Below are 14,411 nucleotides of genomic sequence, written 5' to 3' on the forward strand. Positions count from 1 at the left end.
TGAGCCGCCGTCATCCGGCGGCGCGCCGCCCTATCCGGTGGTGTCGGCGGTGTTGGCGGTCTCGGCTTCGGTCTTGCGGCGGCGTACGACGAAGACCGCGCCCGCACCGACGACCACGGCGGCGCCGCCGACGAGGCCGATGGCCGGCAGCGCCGAGCTGGAACCGGTCTCGGCGAGGCTGGGGGTCACGGGGAGATTCTTGGCACCACCCTGCGGCTGGGTGACGACGGACGGCTTCTTCGTCGGCTTCTTCGGCTTCGGCGTACCCGGGTGCTCGTTCTCGCTGCCGGGCTTGAGGATCGTCAGCGGGTACTCCGTGAACGAGTTGTGTACGCAGTCCAGCTCGGAGTCGACGTAACCGCCGAGGCCGAGCGCGTAGCCCGCACCGGCCGGGGCCTTGGCGCTGATGTTGAGCCGCAGCTTGATGTCGACGCTCTCCTCGGCGCCCAGCTCGACGACGCCGAAGGCGAGGCCGCCGTTCAGGTCGCTGTCGACCGAGGTCCAGGTCCCGGTCTCGGGGTCGAGGAACTGAAGGTCGGCGTGGTTGCTCAGCCAGTCCTTCGTGTCGTCGCTCTCCGACTCGTTCTCCACGGCCGCGGACCAGTTGACCTCGCCGAACGCCTCGTCGGTGGGGTTGGTGGCGGTCAGCTTGAACGGGTGCCAGCCGCTGCCCGCGACGATCTTGCCGGGCAGGCCGGTCAGCTCGATCTCCAGCTCGGAGTCGAGGTCGACGCCGGTGTCCTCGTCGACCGGGCAGTCGGCGGGCTCCGGCTCCTCCTCGTCGTCCTCCGGGTGCTGCGACTCGTCCGTCGTCTCGTCGTCCGTGGGCTCGGGGCCGGGCTCACCCGGCTCTTCGGGGTCTCCGGGCTCTTCGGGGTCTCCCGGCTTCTCCGGGTCCGCCGGCTTGTCGGCCGGGGGCTTCGGCGGGGCGGGCTTCTTGGTCGGCTCGGCCGTCTCAGCCAGTGCAGGGGCGGTGCCCTCGGTGGCGTACGCGGCCGGAGCCGACAGAAGCGCCATCGGGGCGATGACAGCCGTAGCGGCCGCTGCTGCCATGGCACGGCGAAGCTTCATGAAGTCCCCGGGAGTGGCTGGGTGGAGTGGCTTTTGTCGGAGTGGTTTCTGTTACTGCATGCATGACCTGCGATCCCTGTGAATGGTTGTCCTCGCACTCACGGAATCCTTATGTGGCGTGGCTCACACCGCTTGTGCCGCTGCGACGGGGTGCCGTAGAACTGCCCCCGCCCGAGGGGGCGATGGGGAGATATGGGGAGGGGACAGCGTTGGCCATACCCGAGGAGGTGTGGGAGAGGTTCGAGAAGGACAGCGAGCGGGACATTCGCTCGTCCGCGCCGAAGGAACCGTCCGCGCGGGCCCGCATGGTGGCCGAAAGGCTGCGGCGCCTGGACGAGGAGGCCGCGCGTGAACAGGTGCGCCAGGCCGGGCGGTTGCGCCGCAGGCGGGCGAGGCGCGATGCCGAGTCCGTGCGGTGGCGGCCGGACGACTGGCGCTCGGCGCCCCTCGGCCCGCGCCGCGACGCACGTTCCGAGCGCCGCCGCCGGATGTGGAGCGTGGTGATCGTCATCGGCTGCATGGCCCTGGCGATCGCGGTGCTCAGCCCGTTCCGGTTCTGGATGTGGGGCTGGTGACTCCCGGCCCGGTGCGGGGAGCGGGCGGGGTGGAACCGTAAGCGATCTTCTGCCGTCGTAGAAGTGGTGCGAGTGCCCTCGTAGCAGTGGTGGTGCGTACCGCGAGACGTAAGTGAGCTGAGCAGGTGAGCTGAACAGGTGGGGGCAGAGATCGTGAAGTCAGCTGTGTCGCGGGTCGTGGTGGCCGTCTCGGTGGTGGCCGCTCTCGGAGCGACCGCGGCTTGCGGCGGAGGCGGCGACGACGGCAAGGATTCGGCCAAGCCGGGCGCGGGTGCCTCGAAGGACGCGTCGACGGACGCCTCGAAGGGCGGTGCCGAGGCGGCCGGCCGGCTGGAGAAGGCGGCCCTCGCCACGGGTGACGTCAAGGGCTACAAGGTCGAGAAGCCGAAGACCCCCGATGCCTCCGCGGCCGCGGCCCCGGCCGCCGGGAAGACCTCGCCCGCGGTGTGCGCCCCGCTCACCGCCCTGCTCGACCCCGACGTCTCCGCGAAGCCGAAGCCGAAGTCGGTGCCGGAGCCGAAGGCGCACGTCGGCCGGATCCTGACCAACCCCGGCGGCAGGGCCCTCACGACGACCGACGTCGGACTGTCCGCCTACACGCGGGCCGACGCCGAGCGCGTCATGGCCGACCTGCGCACCGCGGCGAAGTCGAAGAAGTGCGCCGCGTTCCGCGTCGACGGCCGCCGCTACCTCGACGTCAAGGCGCTGCCCGCGCCGGACAAGGGCGACGAGGCGGTCTCGTACAAGCTGACCCATCGCAAGGGCGAGTACACGGCGCGGGAGCGCGTCACGGTCGTACGCGACGGCTCCACGCTCCTGACCTTCGACGCGTCGAACCTGTACGACCCCGCGGGCGTCCAGGACGACCGGGAGGCCGAGCGCGAGGGCATGAAGGGCATCGGCACGCCCAAGGCCGACGAGGACCCGAAGGTGGACACCGCGATCATCGACGCGCAGCTCGGCAAGCTCTGATTTCACACGCGCCCCGTACAACCTTTTCGGCGGTTTCTGATCGTTATGCAAATCGCTGGCAAAGTTGGCGTGTTTGCAGCTTTCATTTCGCCTCGGTGCGGGCCTGTCGCCCGCGCCACGCGAATGAAGGTAGGAAACGTGAAGTCATCTGTGTCTCGGGCCGTCGTGGCCGCGTCCGTCACGGTCGCGCTGGGCCTGACCGCAGCGTGTGGCAGCGACGACGACGGCAAGAAGCCGTCGGAACCGGCCAAGTCCGCGCAGGGTTCCGGGGGTGGCAAGGACGCGAAGCCGGCCGGCGCGAAGCAGGGTGCGCTGACCACCGCCGAGCTGGAGAAGGCGGTGCTCGCCAAGGGCGACCTCAAGGGCTACAAGCTGGAGAAGCTGTCCGCCGCGGACATGCCCGCGCAGACCGTGCCTTCCGACCCGGTCAAGTGCCAGCCGCTCGCGGACATGTTCATGTTCGCCACCGACCCGGCCTCCAAGGCCCGCGTCGGCCGGACCATGACCGGTCCGGACGAGATGGACGCCACGATCATCACGCTCGCGCTGCTCGCCCACGAGAAGGACGACGCGGAGAAGGTCATGGACGGCCTCCGCACGGCCACGGAGAAGTGCGAGGCGTACGAGCACGCGGGTTCCAAGTACCGCGAGGTCGCGCCCCTGTCCGCCCCGAAGTCGGGCGACGACGCCGTCTCGTACAAGGTCGTGGGCCTCATCGAGGGCCAGAAGACGCCGATGAGCTTCACCGTCGTACGCAGCGGTTCGACGCTCGCCGCCTTCTACTCGATCAACCTGCTCAAGCCGAAGGAGTTCGGCGTGCCGAGCAAGATCGTCGAGGCGCAGGTCGACAAGCTCGCCGAGGCCGGAAAGCGGTAGCGCTGACTGGCTGTCTGACTGGCTGTCTGTAGCTGTAGCTGTAGCTATAGCTATGCCGGTTGTGTACAGAGCGAAGGGCCCCGCGGGACGGATCCGCGGGGCCCTTCGCTGTCAGCACCGACGTCAGGGCAGCGTCGGTGCCGCGGGGCGACGCCGGGGGAGTGCGCCGCTGGTTCCTCGGTGCGCCGGTGGCCGACCCGGCGCACAGGGGGCGCTCGCGTGGTATCGACCATTGGCAGTGCGGTGGTGGACGGGGGCCCGGAGGCTGTCCGCCCTCCTGGGCATCGTGCTCGATGGGCTGCCGGGGACGCAACCGTTTCGACCACATCTAGAGGGAAATTCGACCGCGTCCAGAGGGAAACTAAAGGGAAATGGGGAGGGGCGGCAGGGGAGTGGGACGGAGGCCGGCCGGCCCCGGGCGTCCCCGGAGCCGACCGTTCTCTTGGGTGACCGGGCTGCTGTCCCCTGCCGTCCGGTCACATCGCTGGAGCGAGGTCCCACGGCGTACGACATGATCCGTACGCCTCATCGCTCCAGCGGAGCCACGCGTGGTTCTTACGGGACCGCCCCTGGCTGACACGGACATCGGGACCAACGAACCCCGCCCGGAACCGGTCACGCGCCGTACGGGTGAGAAGCGACCCGAACTCAGATCCGCAGGTGCCCGGGGTGGGGGCGGCGGGGTCAGACGCGGCCCCGGCACAGCTCAAGAAGCGTCATCGCGAGCGTGGTGCCGGGCTTGCCGAGCGCGTCCCTGTAGTGGCCGAGGACCTCCATCTCGCGGGAGAGGTTCACCCGCCGCCCGCCCGAGGTGATGCGGGCCTCCTGGATCACGGCCGAGACGGCCATCCGTTCCTGGACGAGACCGATGATGCGGTCGTCGAGCATGTCGATCCGCTCCCGGGCGTTCTCGATCACACCGGCGGCCTCGGCGGTACGGGCACCGGTCTTCTCGGTGGGGGTGGCGATCGCGGAGGTGGCGACGGCGGAGGCGGTGACGGAGTTCGCGGAGGTCGCGGAGGTGGCGACGGCGGAAGCGGTGGTGGCGGTGGCGGTCATGTGGGGCTCCTTGTGGTTCCTGGGGTTCTCGCGGAAAGGTGCCCCGGAGCGACGAGGCCCGGAAATGACAGAACGCCCCGGGCCTTGTCGGCCCGGGGCGCCTGGGAAGTCGCTTGTCAGTGGATCAAGCAGCTCGACCATGGCAGCCGGCGAGCCGGGTGCCATAGGTAAAGAGGAAGCCGAGGTGCTTGTTCACGGGGCCAGTATGCCCTCACCCGCGCGTGCCCGGTCAATCCGATACGGCGGGTCGCCCGGATGCTGAGACGCCTGTCCGGGGACGCGCTCCCTGCCGCGGACTTCCGTCGGATGCGACGAGGGAGGCCCCACCGCGCCCGGTAGAATCGACAAAACAGACCCCCTGCACACGCACTGAGCCTCTCGCTCAACGCTCAACGCCGGAAGGCCGCCGCCGTGCCATCAGCGCCCCACGCTGCCGCCGCTCCCGACACCGTTCTGGTCGTCGACTTCGGAGCGCAGTACGCCCAGCTCATCGCCCGTCGCGTCCGTGAGGCCCGGGTCTACAGCGAGATCGTGCCGAGCACGATGCCCGTCTCCGAGATGCTCGCCAAGAAGCCGGCGGCGATCATCCTCTCCGGCGGCCCCTCGTCCGTGTACGCGGAGCAGGCGCCCACCGTCGACCGCAGCCTCTTCGAGGCCGGCGTCCCCGTCTTCGGCATGTGCTACGGCTTCCAGCTGATGGCGACCACGCTCGGCGGCACCGTCGACGACAACGGCGCGCGTGAGTACGGACGCACGCCCCTGACCGTCTCCAAGCCCAGCTCGACCCTCTTCGAGGGCACCCCGACCGAGCAGTCCGTGTGGATGTCGCACGGCGACGCGTGCAGCGCGGCGCCCGAGGGCTTCACGGTCACCGCGTCCACGGACGTCGTGCCGGTCGCCGCCTTCGAGGACGACGAGAAGAAGCTGTACGCCGTGCAGTACCACCCCGAGGTGATGCACTCCACGCACGGCCAGCAGGTCCTGGAGCACTTCCTCTACCGCGGCGCGGGCCTCAAGCCCGACTGGACCACCGGCAACGTCATCGACGAGCAGGTCGCCGCCATCCGCGAGCAGGTCGGCACCAAGCGCGCCATCTGCGGTCTGTCCGGCGGCGTCGACTCCGCGGTCGCCGCGGCCCTCGTCCAGAAGGCCATCGGCTCCCAGCTGACCTGCGTGTACGTCGACCACGGTCTGATGCGCAAGGACGAGACCGAGCAGGTCGAGAAGGACTTCGTCGCCGCGACCGGCGTCCAGCTGAAGGTCGTCGACGCCCAGGAGCGGTTCCTGGCCGCGCTCGCCGGGGTCTCCGACCCCGAGGAGAAGCGGAAGATCATCGGCCGCGAGTTCATCCGGGTCTTCGAGCAGGCCCAGGCGGAGATCGTCGCCGAGGCCCCGGGCGACCAGCCGGTCGAATTCCTGGTCCAGGGCACGCTCTACCCCGACGTGGTCGAGTCCGGCGGCGGCACCGGCACGGCCAACATCAAGTCCCACCACAACGTGGGCGGCCTCCCCGAAGACCTCGAGTTCAAGCTCATCGAACCGCTGCGCAAGCTGTTCAAGGACGAGGTCCGCATGGTCGGCGCCGAGCTGGGCCTTCCGGACGAGATCGTCCAGCGCCAGCCCTTCCCGGGCCCCGGCCTCGGCATCCGCATCGTCGGCGAGGTCACCAAGGACCGCCTCGACCTGCTGCGCGAGGCCGACGCCATCGCCCGCGAGGAGCTGACCAAGGCCGGTCTCGACCGGGACATCTGGCAGTGCCCGGTCGTGCTCCTCGCGGACGTCCGCAGCGTCGGCGTCCAGGGCGACGGCCGCACCTACGGCCACCCGATCGTGCTGCGCCCGGTCTCCTCCGAGGACGCCATGACGGCCGACTGGACCCGCATGCCGTACGACGTCCTCGCGAAAATCTCCACCCGCATCACGAACGAGGTCGCCGATGTGAACCGCGTGGTCCTCGACGTCACGTCGAAGCCGCCGGGCACCATCGAGTGGGAGTGACCCCCAGGGTCTTCCCCAAGGCTTGCTGAGCGCCGGTGCCGCCACTTCACGACAGGAGTGGCGGCACCGGCGCTCTCGCGTCCACCGGGGCTTCTGTGTCCACCGGAGCTTTTCCATCCACCCGAGCTTCTGTGTCCGTTGGCGCTCGCACCTCCGCCCCCGGCAGGCGAGCGCCGATTCGCGTCGTGTCCCCTGCCTCACGGTCGTGTCCCCCGCCTCACGTCCGCCGGGACGTGCGCAGCGGGACGCCCGGCTTCCAGAGCTGCACCGCCAGGTACTTCTCGTCCTCGATGTAGGTGCGCACCACCTCCGTCAGCTCGGCGCGGAAGAGATGGAACGCGTCCGGATCGGGCGGATTGACCTCCTCCGTATACCGCGCTCTCTCCTGCGGGTCCCGCACCTCGACCGCGCGGCCCGCGACGCGGACATCGCCGCCCGCCATCTCCGTGCCGGGCCCCGGGTTCGCCTGCAGCGCGAAGCGCGGATCGCGGCGCAGATCGAGCGCCTTGAGGGAACCCGGCATCATTCCGAGCCACAACTCCCCGTGCAGGAAACGGACTTCGATCCCCGTGGTGCGCGGCGAGCCGTCCTTGCGGAGCGTGGCGAGGACGTGGTGGGTGAAGGCGCCGAAGCGACCCTCGACGGTGCCGGCCAGAGCAGGTTCCGCGGCGGCGAAGGCCGCCCAATTCGACTTCATGCGCCGATTGTGGCGCCGATACCCGACATCCTCTGTCGCCTATCGATTCCCCCTTGCGCACTCTCTTCTCCGGGCACGCCCAGGCGCACCTCGCTCGGCCCGATGTCGTCGCCGTCGCGCACTGCCACTCCCCGCAGGGCAGCGCGCTCTCCACGCTCGGCGAACTCCTGGATCCGATCACCCAGGAGGCTGCGCCTTCCACGAGAGCCACGCGCTGTACGGCGGCTACACGGGCGTCGTCGTGGACGCCGAGGAGGGGCGCAGGATCGCGTCCGCGCTCGGCGGCCACAAGCAGGCGGTGCGGACCCGGGAGCAGCTCGGCAGCGATCCGGTCGCGTGGATCAACTACCAGCCCCCGTGGCAGGAGATCAGCCGCAGCGAACCGGGCCTGCTGACCTGAGATCCCTGCCGGCGCCCGCCACCGGTCCGTCAACACGCAGTTGGCCCATTCACCCCCGCTGACCTGACCCACGGGATCCATTCACCCTTCAGTGCGGCACAATTCCCTTTCTCTGCAAGGAAGTTCACAACAGCCCCCAGGGGCTTCGAGGGTGGGGAAGGCGGCGTACGCGGTGGCGGTGCAGGAGGCGAGACAGGGCGCGCACGGGGGCGGCTGCACGTGCGGCGGCTGCCCGCACGGCGCGCGCGAGGGGCACCGGCGTGCCGTGGCCGCGTTCCTCACCAAGCGCGACGAACTGGCGGCCGGGCGGGGGCTGCCCGCGGCCGTCGCGCACTCGGCGGGCGCGTCACGGCAGTGGGTGTCGGACGAGCTGACGCAGTCCGCGCAGGCGGTCGCCGAGCGCGGCAGGGCCGAGGGGGAGGCCTGGCTGCGGCGGCTGTGGACGCGCACGCTCGGCGTCGTCTGGGGCACCTTCGTCGTGCTCCTCCTGGTCCAGGCGCTCACGGCGATCGGCACCGGCTGGACGACGGCGCGCACGGCAGGGCTCCTCGCCGCGCTGGCCGTGGGCGGGCTGCTGACCGGCGCGGCATACGTCCACCGGGAGCGCGGCGGCATCCTCGCCCCCGTCATCGGTGAGGACAACCGGCTCTCGACCTCGCGCTCCGTGGCCGCCTCCTGGGTGCTCCTCGTGGTCTTCGCGCTCCTCGTCCTCGCGGGCCAGCTGGCAATGGCCTCGGGGAACGGACGGCGGGACGAGCTGATCGCCGGGCTGGAAATCGGCCGTGCCGCCGGGATGATGACCGTCCTCGCCGCGGTGTGCGGGGCCGCCGTCCTCGTACGCGGGGTGGTCGGTCTGCGGGTGCTGGGCCGGCGGCTGCAGAAGGTGCCCGCGGACCGGCCGCGGGCCGCCGATCCACTCACCGACGACGCGGGCCGCGGCAGCTTCGCCGACACGCAGTACGTCCTGATCAGCAGCGTCGCCGTGGTCTTCGCCGCCGTACGCCTGGCGCGGCGGCCCGAGCAGCTGCCCGATCTGCCGTGGGGGCTCGCCGTGCTGGTGCTGGTGTCGGCGGCGACATACCTGGCCGCCAAATTCTCCGAAGGCGGCCGCCCCGTGATCCTCTCCGTCGTCCGCGCGCGGGAGGCCGGGGATCTCGACGCCCCGATCCGCACGGGCGACGACATCGAGATCCGCGGCGCCGGTTTCGTCCCGCCCGGCGCCGGTGACGCGGACCGGCTCGCCCGCATGGTCGTCCGCATCGGCGCCGTGCACGTCCACGTACCTCTCGTGCCCGTGCCGGGCGGCTTCAGCAATCCGGCTGACACGACACTGACCGTGCCCGTCCCCGTCGACGTCGAGCCGGGTCGCGTGGACGTGCAGGTGATCACCGCCGCAGGTCTGGAGACGAACCGCGTCACCATCGACGTCACGGACTGAACCAACGGGCCCAGCCATCGGCTGCACCACCTCGGCTGACGCATCAGAGCCTCCCCCTGGGGCTTCCCGGTCGATGTCATGGAATTCCGCCGCACGCCGGTGAGCAGCGGCCTCTTCTCGTACGTATGGTCAGAAGACGGGGTCGACGGGAGAGGCGGCGCGAAGCCATGGCTCACGGCATGCGGACGGACCGGCACACCAGCTACGCCCGGCGTGAGGACTGGCGGGAGACCGCGACTCGCTACGCCCTGCTCCCCCTGCGGATCTTCCTCGGCGTCACCTTCGTCTACGCCGGTCTGGACAAGCTCACGGACAGCTCCTTCATGCGGGCGGACGGAACGGGCTCGATCGGCGAGATGATGGAGGGGGTCCGCGACATCTCCGCGATCCCCGCCCTGGTCGACCTCTCCCTCAAGAACCCCGTCGGCTTCGGCTACGCCATCGCCCTCGGTGAACTCGCCGTTGGCATCGGTACCTTGATCGGCCTGTTCGCCCGGGTCGCCGCGCTCGGCGGTGCGCTCATCTCACTCAGCCTCTGGCTGACCGTCAGCTGGCACGAGGAGCCCTACTACTACGGCAACGACCTCGCGTACCTGATGGCGTGGCTGCCGCTGGTGCTCGCCGGGGCCTCGGTCCTCTCCGCCGACGCCAAGCTCGCCGCCCGCCGCAGGAACCGCTACGACTCCGCTTCCCCAGGTTCCCCAGGGCTTTAGTCCCCCAGCTTTCCGGAGCCCCGCGAGCCGCCTTCCGGGCGGGCCGTGCCGCGCGGGCGTATCCCGTGGATCGTCGCCGCCACCCCTGCCAGGAGCAGGCCCGCCATCACGAGCGGGAACGCGACGAACCACGGCGCTTCCCAGGCGCCGCCCGCATCGCCCGCGTACACGACGGCGACCGTCAGCAGGGAGAGGCCGGCCACCAGCTTGCCGGGGTGGAATTCATGACGTAGCACGGGTCACCTTCGCTTGTCCGATGCCGACTTCGAGCCGCAGATCGATCGTGCCGCCGTCCTTGCCGCCCGTGGGCGGCTTCAGCGTCACCTTCTCCTCACGGCCCGGAGCGACGTCCACGTCCTTGCCCTTGTCGCCCGGCAACACGATGTCGCCGACACCCACTTCCGCGTGCAGCCGCACGGTGGCGTCCTTCGGCACGATCACCCTGAGATCCCCCACGCCGGTCTCGGCACTGGTCTTCAGCGTCCGGTCCTTGCCGACGTCGATCTTGCTCAGGTCGAGCGTGCCCGTGCCGAGCCCCACCTCGTACTGCGGGCGGACTTCCGCCGCCGACGCCGGTATCCATTCGGCGCGGGCGTAGTGCGTGGTGATGTTCTTCGGGAGGGCTGCCGTGGCCGCGAGGAGAGCCGCGGTGAGGACCGCGAGCACGATCGAACCGGCACCCGTGCGGCCCAGGAAGGCGCTGAGCGCGATCCCGATACCGAACACCGCGAGCGCGCACGCCAGGCCCGTCTGCAACGTCGTGCCGAGCGGCTGGTCCTCCCAGGTCAGGCCGGTGCCCAGGCCTCCCGCGAGCAGGGCCAGGAGGAACACCCAGCCACCGATCCAGCGCGGTCCGCGGGGTGTGGGCGGCGGGAGAGGAGTCGCCGGCTCGGGGCTGCTCCCACCATGGTGGTGGGCCGTCGGCTGATAGGCGATGCCGGGGCCCTCGGGGCCCCAGAAGTAGCCGGAGCCCCCGTCGTGCGTGCCGTCCTTGACTATCGGGTCACGCCACCAGGACGGGCCCTCGACGACGGGCGGCGCCTTCGCCTCGGGCGGGGCATCCGCGGCGGCCTGCGCGGCGACCGGGTCGGGATCGAGGGCCCCGCGCTGCTGCGACCAATACCCCGCGCCCGCGAGGAGGAGGGTGAGGACGGCGGCGAAGGTGAGCGCCCCGCCGTTGTTCAACAAGGTGAGGAAGACGCCGCAGCCGACGAGCGCGAAGAGCACGGCCGTCAGGGCCTGGCCGTCGACCCGGCCGGAGAGGACCCTGCGGGCCTCGTTCTCCTCCTCGTCCTCGTACGGCACGAGGAGCCAGGCGAAGCCGTAGACCACCAGGCCGAGGCCGCTGGTGATCGCGAGGATCGCGACACCGATGCGGAAGATCACCGGGTCCATGTCGCAGTACCGCCCGAGCCCCGCGCACACCCCGCCGAGCCTTCTGTGCCGGCGGTCGCGGCGGAACTTCCGCTCCTGCGCGGGCAGGCCCGGCTCCTGGCCGTACGCCGGGCCGTGCGGCTCGCCGGGCGCGCCGGGCAGGGCGTCGCGGATGGCGGCCTCGGTCTCCGTCTCGGCGGGCTGCTGATCTGTCATGTGTCCATGGTGACGGTCCGGGGCCCGCCGCGGCAGTCGGGAAAACCCTGGTCCGACCCTGAGATCGCCCCTGAGACCCGGCGGGCGCTCACCCTGACAGGGCTGGGCCAGGGGCCGAGATCAGGGAAGTCTCGGGGGTCGACCCTGATGCCCGCGTCCGCGCCCGCGTGTGAATATCGAGACATGCCGGAAGCCGCCGCACCACCCCTCGACGCCGTCAGACCGCTGCGCAAGCTCTACCGCAGCGGCGACGGGCGTTGGCTCGGTGGGGTCGCGCGCGGTCTCGCCGGGCATCTCGGGCTGCCGGTGATCTGGGTCAGGCTCATCTTCGTCGGCCTGTTCACGGCGGATGGCCTCGGCGCCCTGCTGTACGGGGCGTTCTGGTTCTTCGTCCCGCTCGGTATCGGCGGCGTCGACGCCGAGCGGCCGCCCGCGGCCGTCATGACTGACACTTCGCCGGACGGCCGCCGCAGACTCGTGGCCCGCAAGCCGGACAAGGGTCAGATCGTCGCGCTCCTCGCGATGGTCGTCGTCTCCATGGTCTTCGTCGGCAATGTGAACCTGGACGGCTCGACCAAGGCCTACGTCGTGCCGACGCTGCTCGTCGCCGCCGGAGTCGCGCTGGTCTGGCGCCAGGCCGACAATGCCCGCCGGGCCCGCTGGATGGCCGTCGGCCGCCGTCGGCGCACCCTGACGCTCGCCCGTTCGGCGGCCGGGGTACTCCTGGTCGGCGCCGGTGTCAGCGGCATATTCGTGCTCCAGGGCTCCGCGGCGCACCTGGGCGCCGTGTTGCAGGCCGCGCTGGCCGTGCTCGTCGGTATCGCGCTCCTCGCCGGCCCCTACCTCGTCCGTATGACGCAGGACCTCTCCGAGGAGCGGCTGATGCGCATCCGCGCCCAGGAGAGAGCCGAGGTCGCCGCCCATGTGCACGACTCCGTGCTGCACACCCTGACGTTGATCCAGCGCAACGCGGAGAGCCCGAGCGAGGTCCGCCGCCTCGCCCGTGCGCAGGAGCGCGATCTGCGGGTCTGGCTCTACAGACCCGAGGGCACCGGCAAGGACGAGGATGAGGAGCCGGACACCGTCGCCGAGGCGGTCCGCCGGAGCGCGGCGGAGGTCGAGGACAAGCACGGCGTCCCGATAGAGGTCGTCGTGGTCGGCGACTGCCGGCTCGACGACCGGCTGACCGCGCAGATGCAGGCCGCGAGGGAAGCCATGGTGAACGCCGCCAAGTACGGTGGCGAGGGCGGCGCGGTGCAGGTCTTCGCCGAAGTCGAGGAGGAGAAGGTCTTCGTGTCCGTCCGGGACCGCGGGCCCGGCTTCGACCTGGATTCCGTTCCCGACGACCGCATGGGCGTACGAGAATCGATCATCGGCCGCATGCAGCGCAATAGCGGCACGGCGCGATTGCGCGCGGTGCCCGGCGGCGGCACGGAAGTCGAGCTGGTTATGGAGAGGACGGCGACGACATGAGCGACGCGACCGAGGCGGGCGGACCCGCGGAACCGACGGGGTCGGACGAGGGCGGTGCGGGCGGGCGTCGTGTGCGGGTCGTCCTCGTCGACGACCACCGGATGTTCCGTACCGGCGTGCAGGCGGAGATCGGCCGGACCGACATCACCGGCGTCGAGGTGGTCGGCGAGGCCGCCGACGTCGACCAGGCGGTCACGGTGATCACGGCGGCGCGCCCCGAGGTCGTGCTCCTGGACGTGCACCTCCCCGGTGGCGGCGGCGTGGAAGTGCTCCGCCGCTGCGCGCCGTTGATGGCCGATGTGGAGAACCCGGTGCGTTTCCTCGCGCTCTCGGTCTCGGACGCCGCCGAGGACGTCATCGGTGTCATCCGCGGCGGCGCCCGCGGCTATGTCACCAAGACCATCACCGGCACCGACCTGGTGGACTCCATCTTCCGTGTGCAGGAGGGCGACGCGGTGTTCTCGCCGCGCCTGGCCGGCTTCGTCCTGGACGCCTTCGCCTCCACCGACGCGCCCCCGGTCGACGAGGACCTGGACCGCCTCACACAGCGCGAGAGAGAGGTGCTGCGGCTCATCGCCCGTGGATATGCGTACAAGGAGATCGCCAAGCAGCTCTATATCTCCGTGAAGACGGTCGAGTCGCACGTCTCGGCGGTGCTGAGAAAGCTTCAGCTCTCCAACCGCCATGAGCTGACGCGGTGGGCGACGGCGAGACGGCTGGTCTGAGCCCCGGCGCACCGGCGGTCTGCTCCGAAATTTCGCGGTCGGCCCTGAGCCCTAGCGGGCGGTGACGCCGGGCGTCGGTGCCGGACCTCGCGTCCGGAGTGCCCAGCGGTAGTGGCCGGCGGCCTTCGCGGCGCCCACGAGGCCCGTCAGCCACAGGATCAGGCCGACGCCCATGCCGAGGACGACGTCGGCGTAGGTGTCGCGGCCCGGTTCTGCGTACGCGGCCGCGGCGAAGGACGCCCACAGGCCGAGCGCGCACACGGCGAGGGAGGACAGGAGCCACAGGAGGCTGAGGCCGGGGGAGCGCAGGCGGGCGTCAGACACCGGGTGGTGGTCCAACGCGAGCCAGGCGTCGGTCAGTTCCCGTATGCGCCGGTCGCGGCGGATGCCGAGGGCGACGCCGACCACCGCGGGGCCCAGCGCCGCGAGGCCGAGGACCGCGAGGACCGGGCCGAGGATGATCCCCGTGGCGTCCCCGTCCTCGATGTACTTGAGCGGCCGCACCAGCAGCACCCAGCCGATGACGGCGCCGAACCCGCACAGCCACAGCAGGAGCAGCCGGTGTACGCCGAGGTGGCGCCTGCGCAGTTCGTGCAGGGCCAGGCCGCGGTCGGTGAGCATCGTCTGCCGGTCCGGCCAGGTGCGCAGATGCACGGGAGGGGGAGGCGGTGGCAACGTACGGCTGAGCATGAACCCGACAGTACTTCGGGCCCGGGGAGCGGCTGAACGGTGGCTGGTGGGCGCCGCGGGTTCGGCGGCGAGGCGCCCTCCTCGGGGCGCGGGGCCCGGTCATGCCGCCCGCGGACGGCATCTGGCCACGTCAC

The 14,411-nt window shown here is 71.0% G+C and carries 14 protein-coding genes and 1 pseudogene; 9 read left to right on the forward strand and 6 right to left on the reverse strand.

From position 1 onward, the window contains the following. Positions 1–30: 30 nt before the first annotated feature. Complete coding sequence (locus DMA15_RS22295) at positions 31–1,017, reverse strand: LAETG motif-containing sortase-dependent surface protein (protein WP_240659890.1); 987 nt, start codon at positions 1,015–1,017, stop codon at positions 31–33. A 263-nt stretch (positions 1,018–1,280) separates the two neighbouring features. Between DMA15_RS22295 and DMA15_RS22300 the strand changes: the two genes are divergently transcribed. The 3 genes from DMA15_RS22300 to DMA15_RS22310 all read left to right on the forward strand — a co-directional run bounded on the left by DMA15_RS22300 (position 1,281) and on the right by DMA15_RS22310 (position 3,494). Beyond that, positions 1,281–1,646 (forward strand): hypothetical protein, encoded by a 366-nt coding sequence (locus DMA15_RS22300; protein ID WP_206302790.1) that lies wholly within the window; start codon positions 1,281–1,283, stop codon positions 1,644–1,646. A gap of 153 nt (positions 1,647–1,799) precedes the next feature. Next, positions 1,800–2,618, forward strand: a complete 819-nt coding sequence (locus tag DMA15_RS22305; RefSeq protein WP_125514520.1) for a hypothetical protein — start codon at positions 1,800–1,802, stop codon at positions 2,616–2,618. Positions 2,619–2,756: 138 nt separating this feature from the next. Further along, positions 2,757–3,494 carry a hypothetical protein gene (locus DMA15_RS22310; protein ID WP_240659891.1) on the forward strand — a complete coding sequence of 246 codons (738 nt, stop codon included), beginning with the start codon at positions 2,757–2,759 and terminating at the stop codon, positions 3,492–3,494. A 684-nt stretch (positions 3,495–4,178) separates the two neighbouring features. Here the strand turns inward: DMA15_RS22310 and DMA15_RS22315 are convergent. Beyond that, a complete protein-coding gene (locus DMA15_RS22315; RefSeq protein WP_125514522.1) occupies positions 4,179–4,553 on the reverse strand; it encodes a chorismate mutase in 375 nt (124 codons plus the stop codon). 411 nt (positions 4,554–4,964) lie between these two features. Between DMA15_RS22315 and guaA the strand changes: the two genes are divergently transcribed. Further along, positions 4,965–6,551 carry a glutamine-hydrolyzing GMP synthase gene (gene guaA / locus DMA15_RS22320; RefSeq protein ID WP_125514523.1) on the forward strand — a complete coding sequence of 529 codons (1,587 nt, stop codon included), beginning with the start codon at positions 4,965–4,967 and terminating at the stop codon, positions 6,549–6,551. A 217-nt stretch (positions 6,552–6,768) separates the two neighbouring features. On the opposite strand, the gene DMA15_RS22325 is transcribed toward guaA, so the two are convergent. Continuing rightward, positions 6,769–7,248: a pyridoxamine 5'-phosphate oxidase family protein gene (locus DMA15_RS22325; RefSeq protein ID WP_125514524.1), complete on the reverse strand. Its 480-nt coding sequence runs from the start codon at positions 7,246–7,248 to the stop codon at positions 6,769–6,771. A 65-nt stretch (positions 7,249–7,313) separates the two neighbouring features. Here DMA15_RS22325 and DMA15_RS22330 point away from each other — a divergent pair. The 3 genes and pseudogenes from DMA15_RS22330 to DMA15_RS22340 form a co-directional block, all read left to right on the forward strand. Next, positions 7,314–7,648 (forward strand): annotated as a pseudogene (locus DMA15_RS22330) (class II aldolase/adducin family protein); the annotation flags it as partial. 172 nt (positions 7,649–7,820) lie between these two features. Then, the gene (locus DMA15_RS22335; RefSeq protein WP_125517937.1) at positions 7,821–9,086 is read left to right on the forward strand and encodes a hypothetical protein; all 1,266 of its coding nucleotides are present in this window, start codon (positions 7,821–7,823) and stop codon (positions 9,084–9,086) included. A gap of 167 nt (positions 9,087–9,253) precedes the next feature. Next, complete coding sequence (locus tag DMA15_RS22340; RefSeq protein ID WP_240659892.1) at positions 9,254–9,799, forward strand: DoxX family protein; 546 nt, start codon at positions 9,254–9,256, stop codon at positions 9,797–9,799. Here DMA15_RS22340 and DMA15_RS22345 read toward each other — a convergent pair. Both DMA15_RS22345 and DMA15_RS22350 read right to left on the reverse strand, forming a co-directional pair. Next, positions 9,796–10,035, reverse strand: coding sequence for a hypothetical protein (locus DMA15_RS22345; protein WP_125514525.1), 240 nt, complete (start codon positions 10,033–10,035; stop codon positions 9,796–9,798). The genes DMA15_RS22340 and DMA15_RS22345 overlap by 4 nt on opposite strands. After that, positions 10,022–11,389, reverse strand: coding sequence for a PspC domain-containing protein (locus DMA15_RS22350; RefSeq protein ID WP_125514526.1), 1,368 nt, complete (start codon positions 11,387–11,389; stop codon positions 10,022–10,024). The genes DMA15_RS22345 and DMA15_RS22350 overlap by 14 nt, the downstream gene beginning before the upstream one ends. A 183-nt stretch (positions 11,390–11,572) precedes the next feature. Here DMA15_RS22350 and DMA15_RS22355 point away from each other — a divergent pair, with 183 nt between their 5' ends. Beyond that, positions 11,573–12,862: an ATP-binding protein gene (locus DMA15_RS22355; RefSeq protein WP_125514527.1), complete on the forward strand. Its 1,290-nt coding sequence runs from the start codon at positions 11,573–11,575 to the stop codon at positions 12,860–12,862. Next, the gene (locus DMA15_RS22360) at positions 12,859–13,587 is read left to right on the forward strand and encodes a response regulator transcription factor (protein ID WP_125514528.1); all 729 of its coding nucleotides are present in this window, start codon (positions 12,859–12,861) and stop codon (positions 13,585–13,587) included. Before DMA15_RS22355 ends, DMA15_RS22360 begins: the two co-directional genes overlap by 4 nt. Positions 13,588–13,638: 51 nt before the next feature. On the opposite strand, the gene DMA15_RS22365 is transcribed toward DMA15_RS22360, so the two are convergent. Further along, positions 13,639–14,277, reverse strand: a complete 639-nt coding sequence (locus tag DMA15_RS22365) for a hypothetical protein (RefSeq protein WP_125514529.1) — start codon at positions 14,275–14,277, stop codon at positions 13,639–13,641. Positions 14,278–14,411: the final 134 nt, after the last annotated feature.

This window comes from Streptomyces sp. WAC 01529, assembly GCF_003945545.1.
Taxonomy (GTDB): domain Bacteria; phylum Actinomycetota; class Actinomycetes; order Streptomycetales; family Streptomycetaceae; genus Streptomyces; species Streptomyces anatolicus.

Coding starts and splice junctions, on each gene's coding strand:
- DMA15_RS22295 (WP_240659890.1), bottom strand. CDS start 1,017: ATGGCGCTTCTGTCGGCTCCGGCCGCGTACGCCACCGAGGGCACCGCC.
- DMA15_RS22315 (WP_125514522.1), bottom strand. CDS start 4,553: ATGACCGCCACCGCCACCACCGCTTCCGCCGTCGCCACCTCCGCGACC.
- DMA15_RS22325 (WP_125514524.1), bottom strand. CDS start 7,248: ATGAAGTCGAATTGGGCGGCCTTCGCCGCCGCGGAACCTGCTCTGGCC.
- DMA15_RS22340 (WP_240659892.1), top strand. CDS start 9,254: ATGGCTCACGGCATGCGGACGGACCGGCACACCAGCTACGCCCGGCGT.
- DMA15_RS22350 (WP_125514526.1), bottom strand. CDS start 11,389: ATGACAGATCAGCAGCCCGCCGAGACGGAGACCGAGGCCGCCATCCGC.
- DMA15_RS22355 (WP_125514527.1), top strand. CDS start 11,573: ATGCCGGAAGCCGCCGCACCACCCCTCGACGCCGTCAGACCGCTGCGC.
- DMA15_RS22360 (WP_125514528.1), top strand. CDS start 12,859: ATGAGCGACGCGACCGAGGCGGGCGGACCCGCGGAACCGACGGGGTCG.
- DMA15_RS22365 (WP_125514529.1), bottom strand. CDS start 14,277: ATGCTCAGCCGTACGTTGCCACCGCCTCCCCCTCCCGTGCATCTGCGC.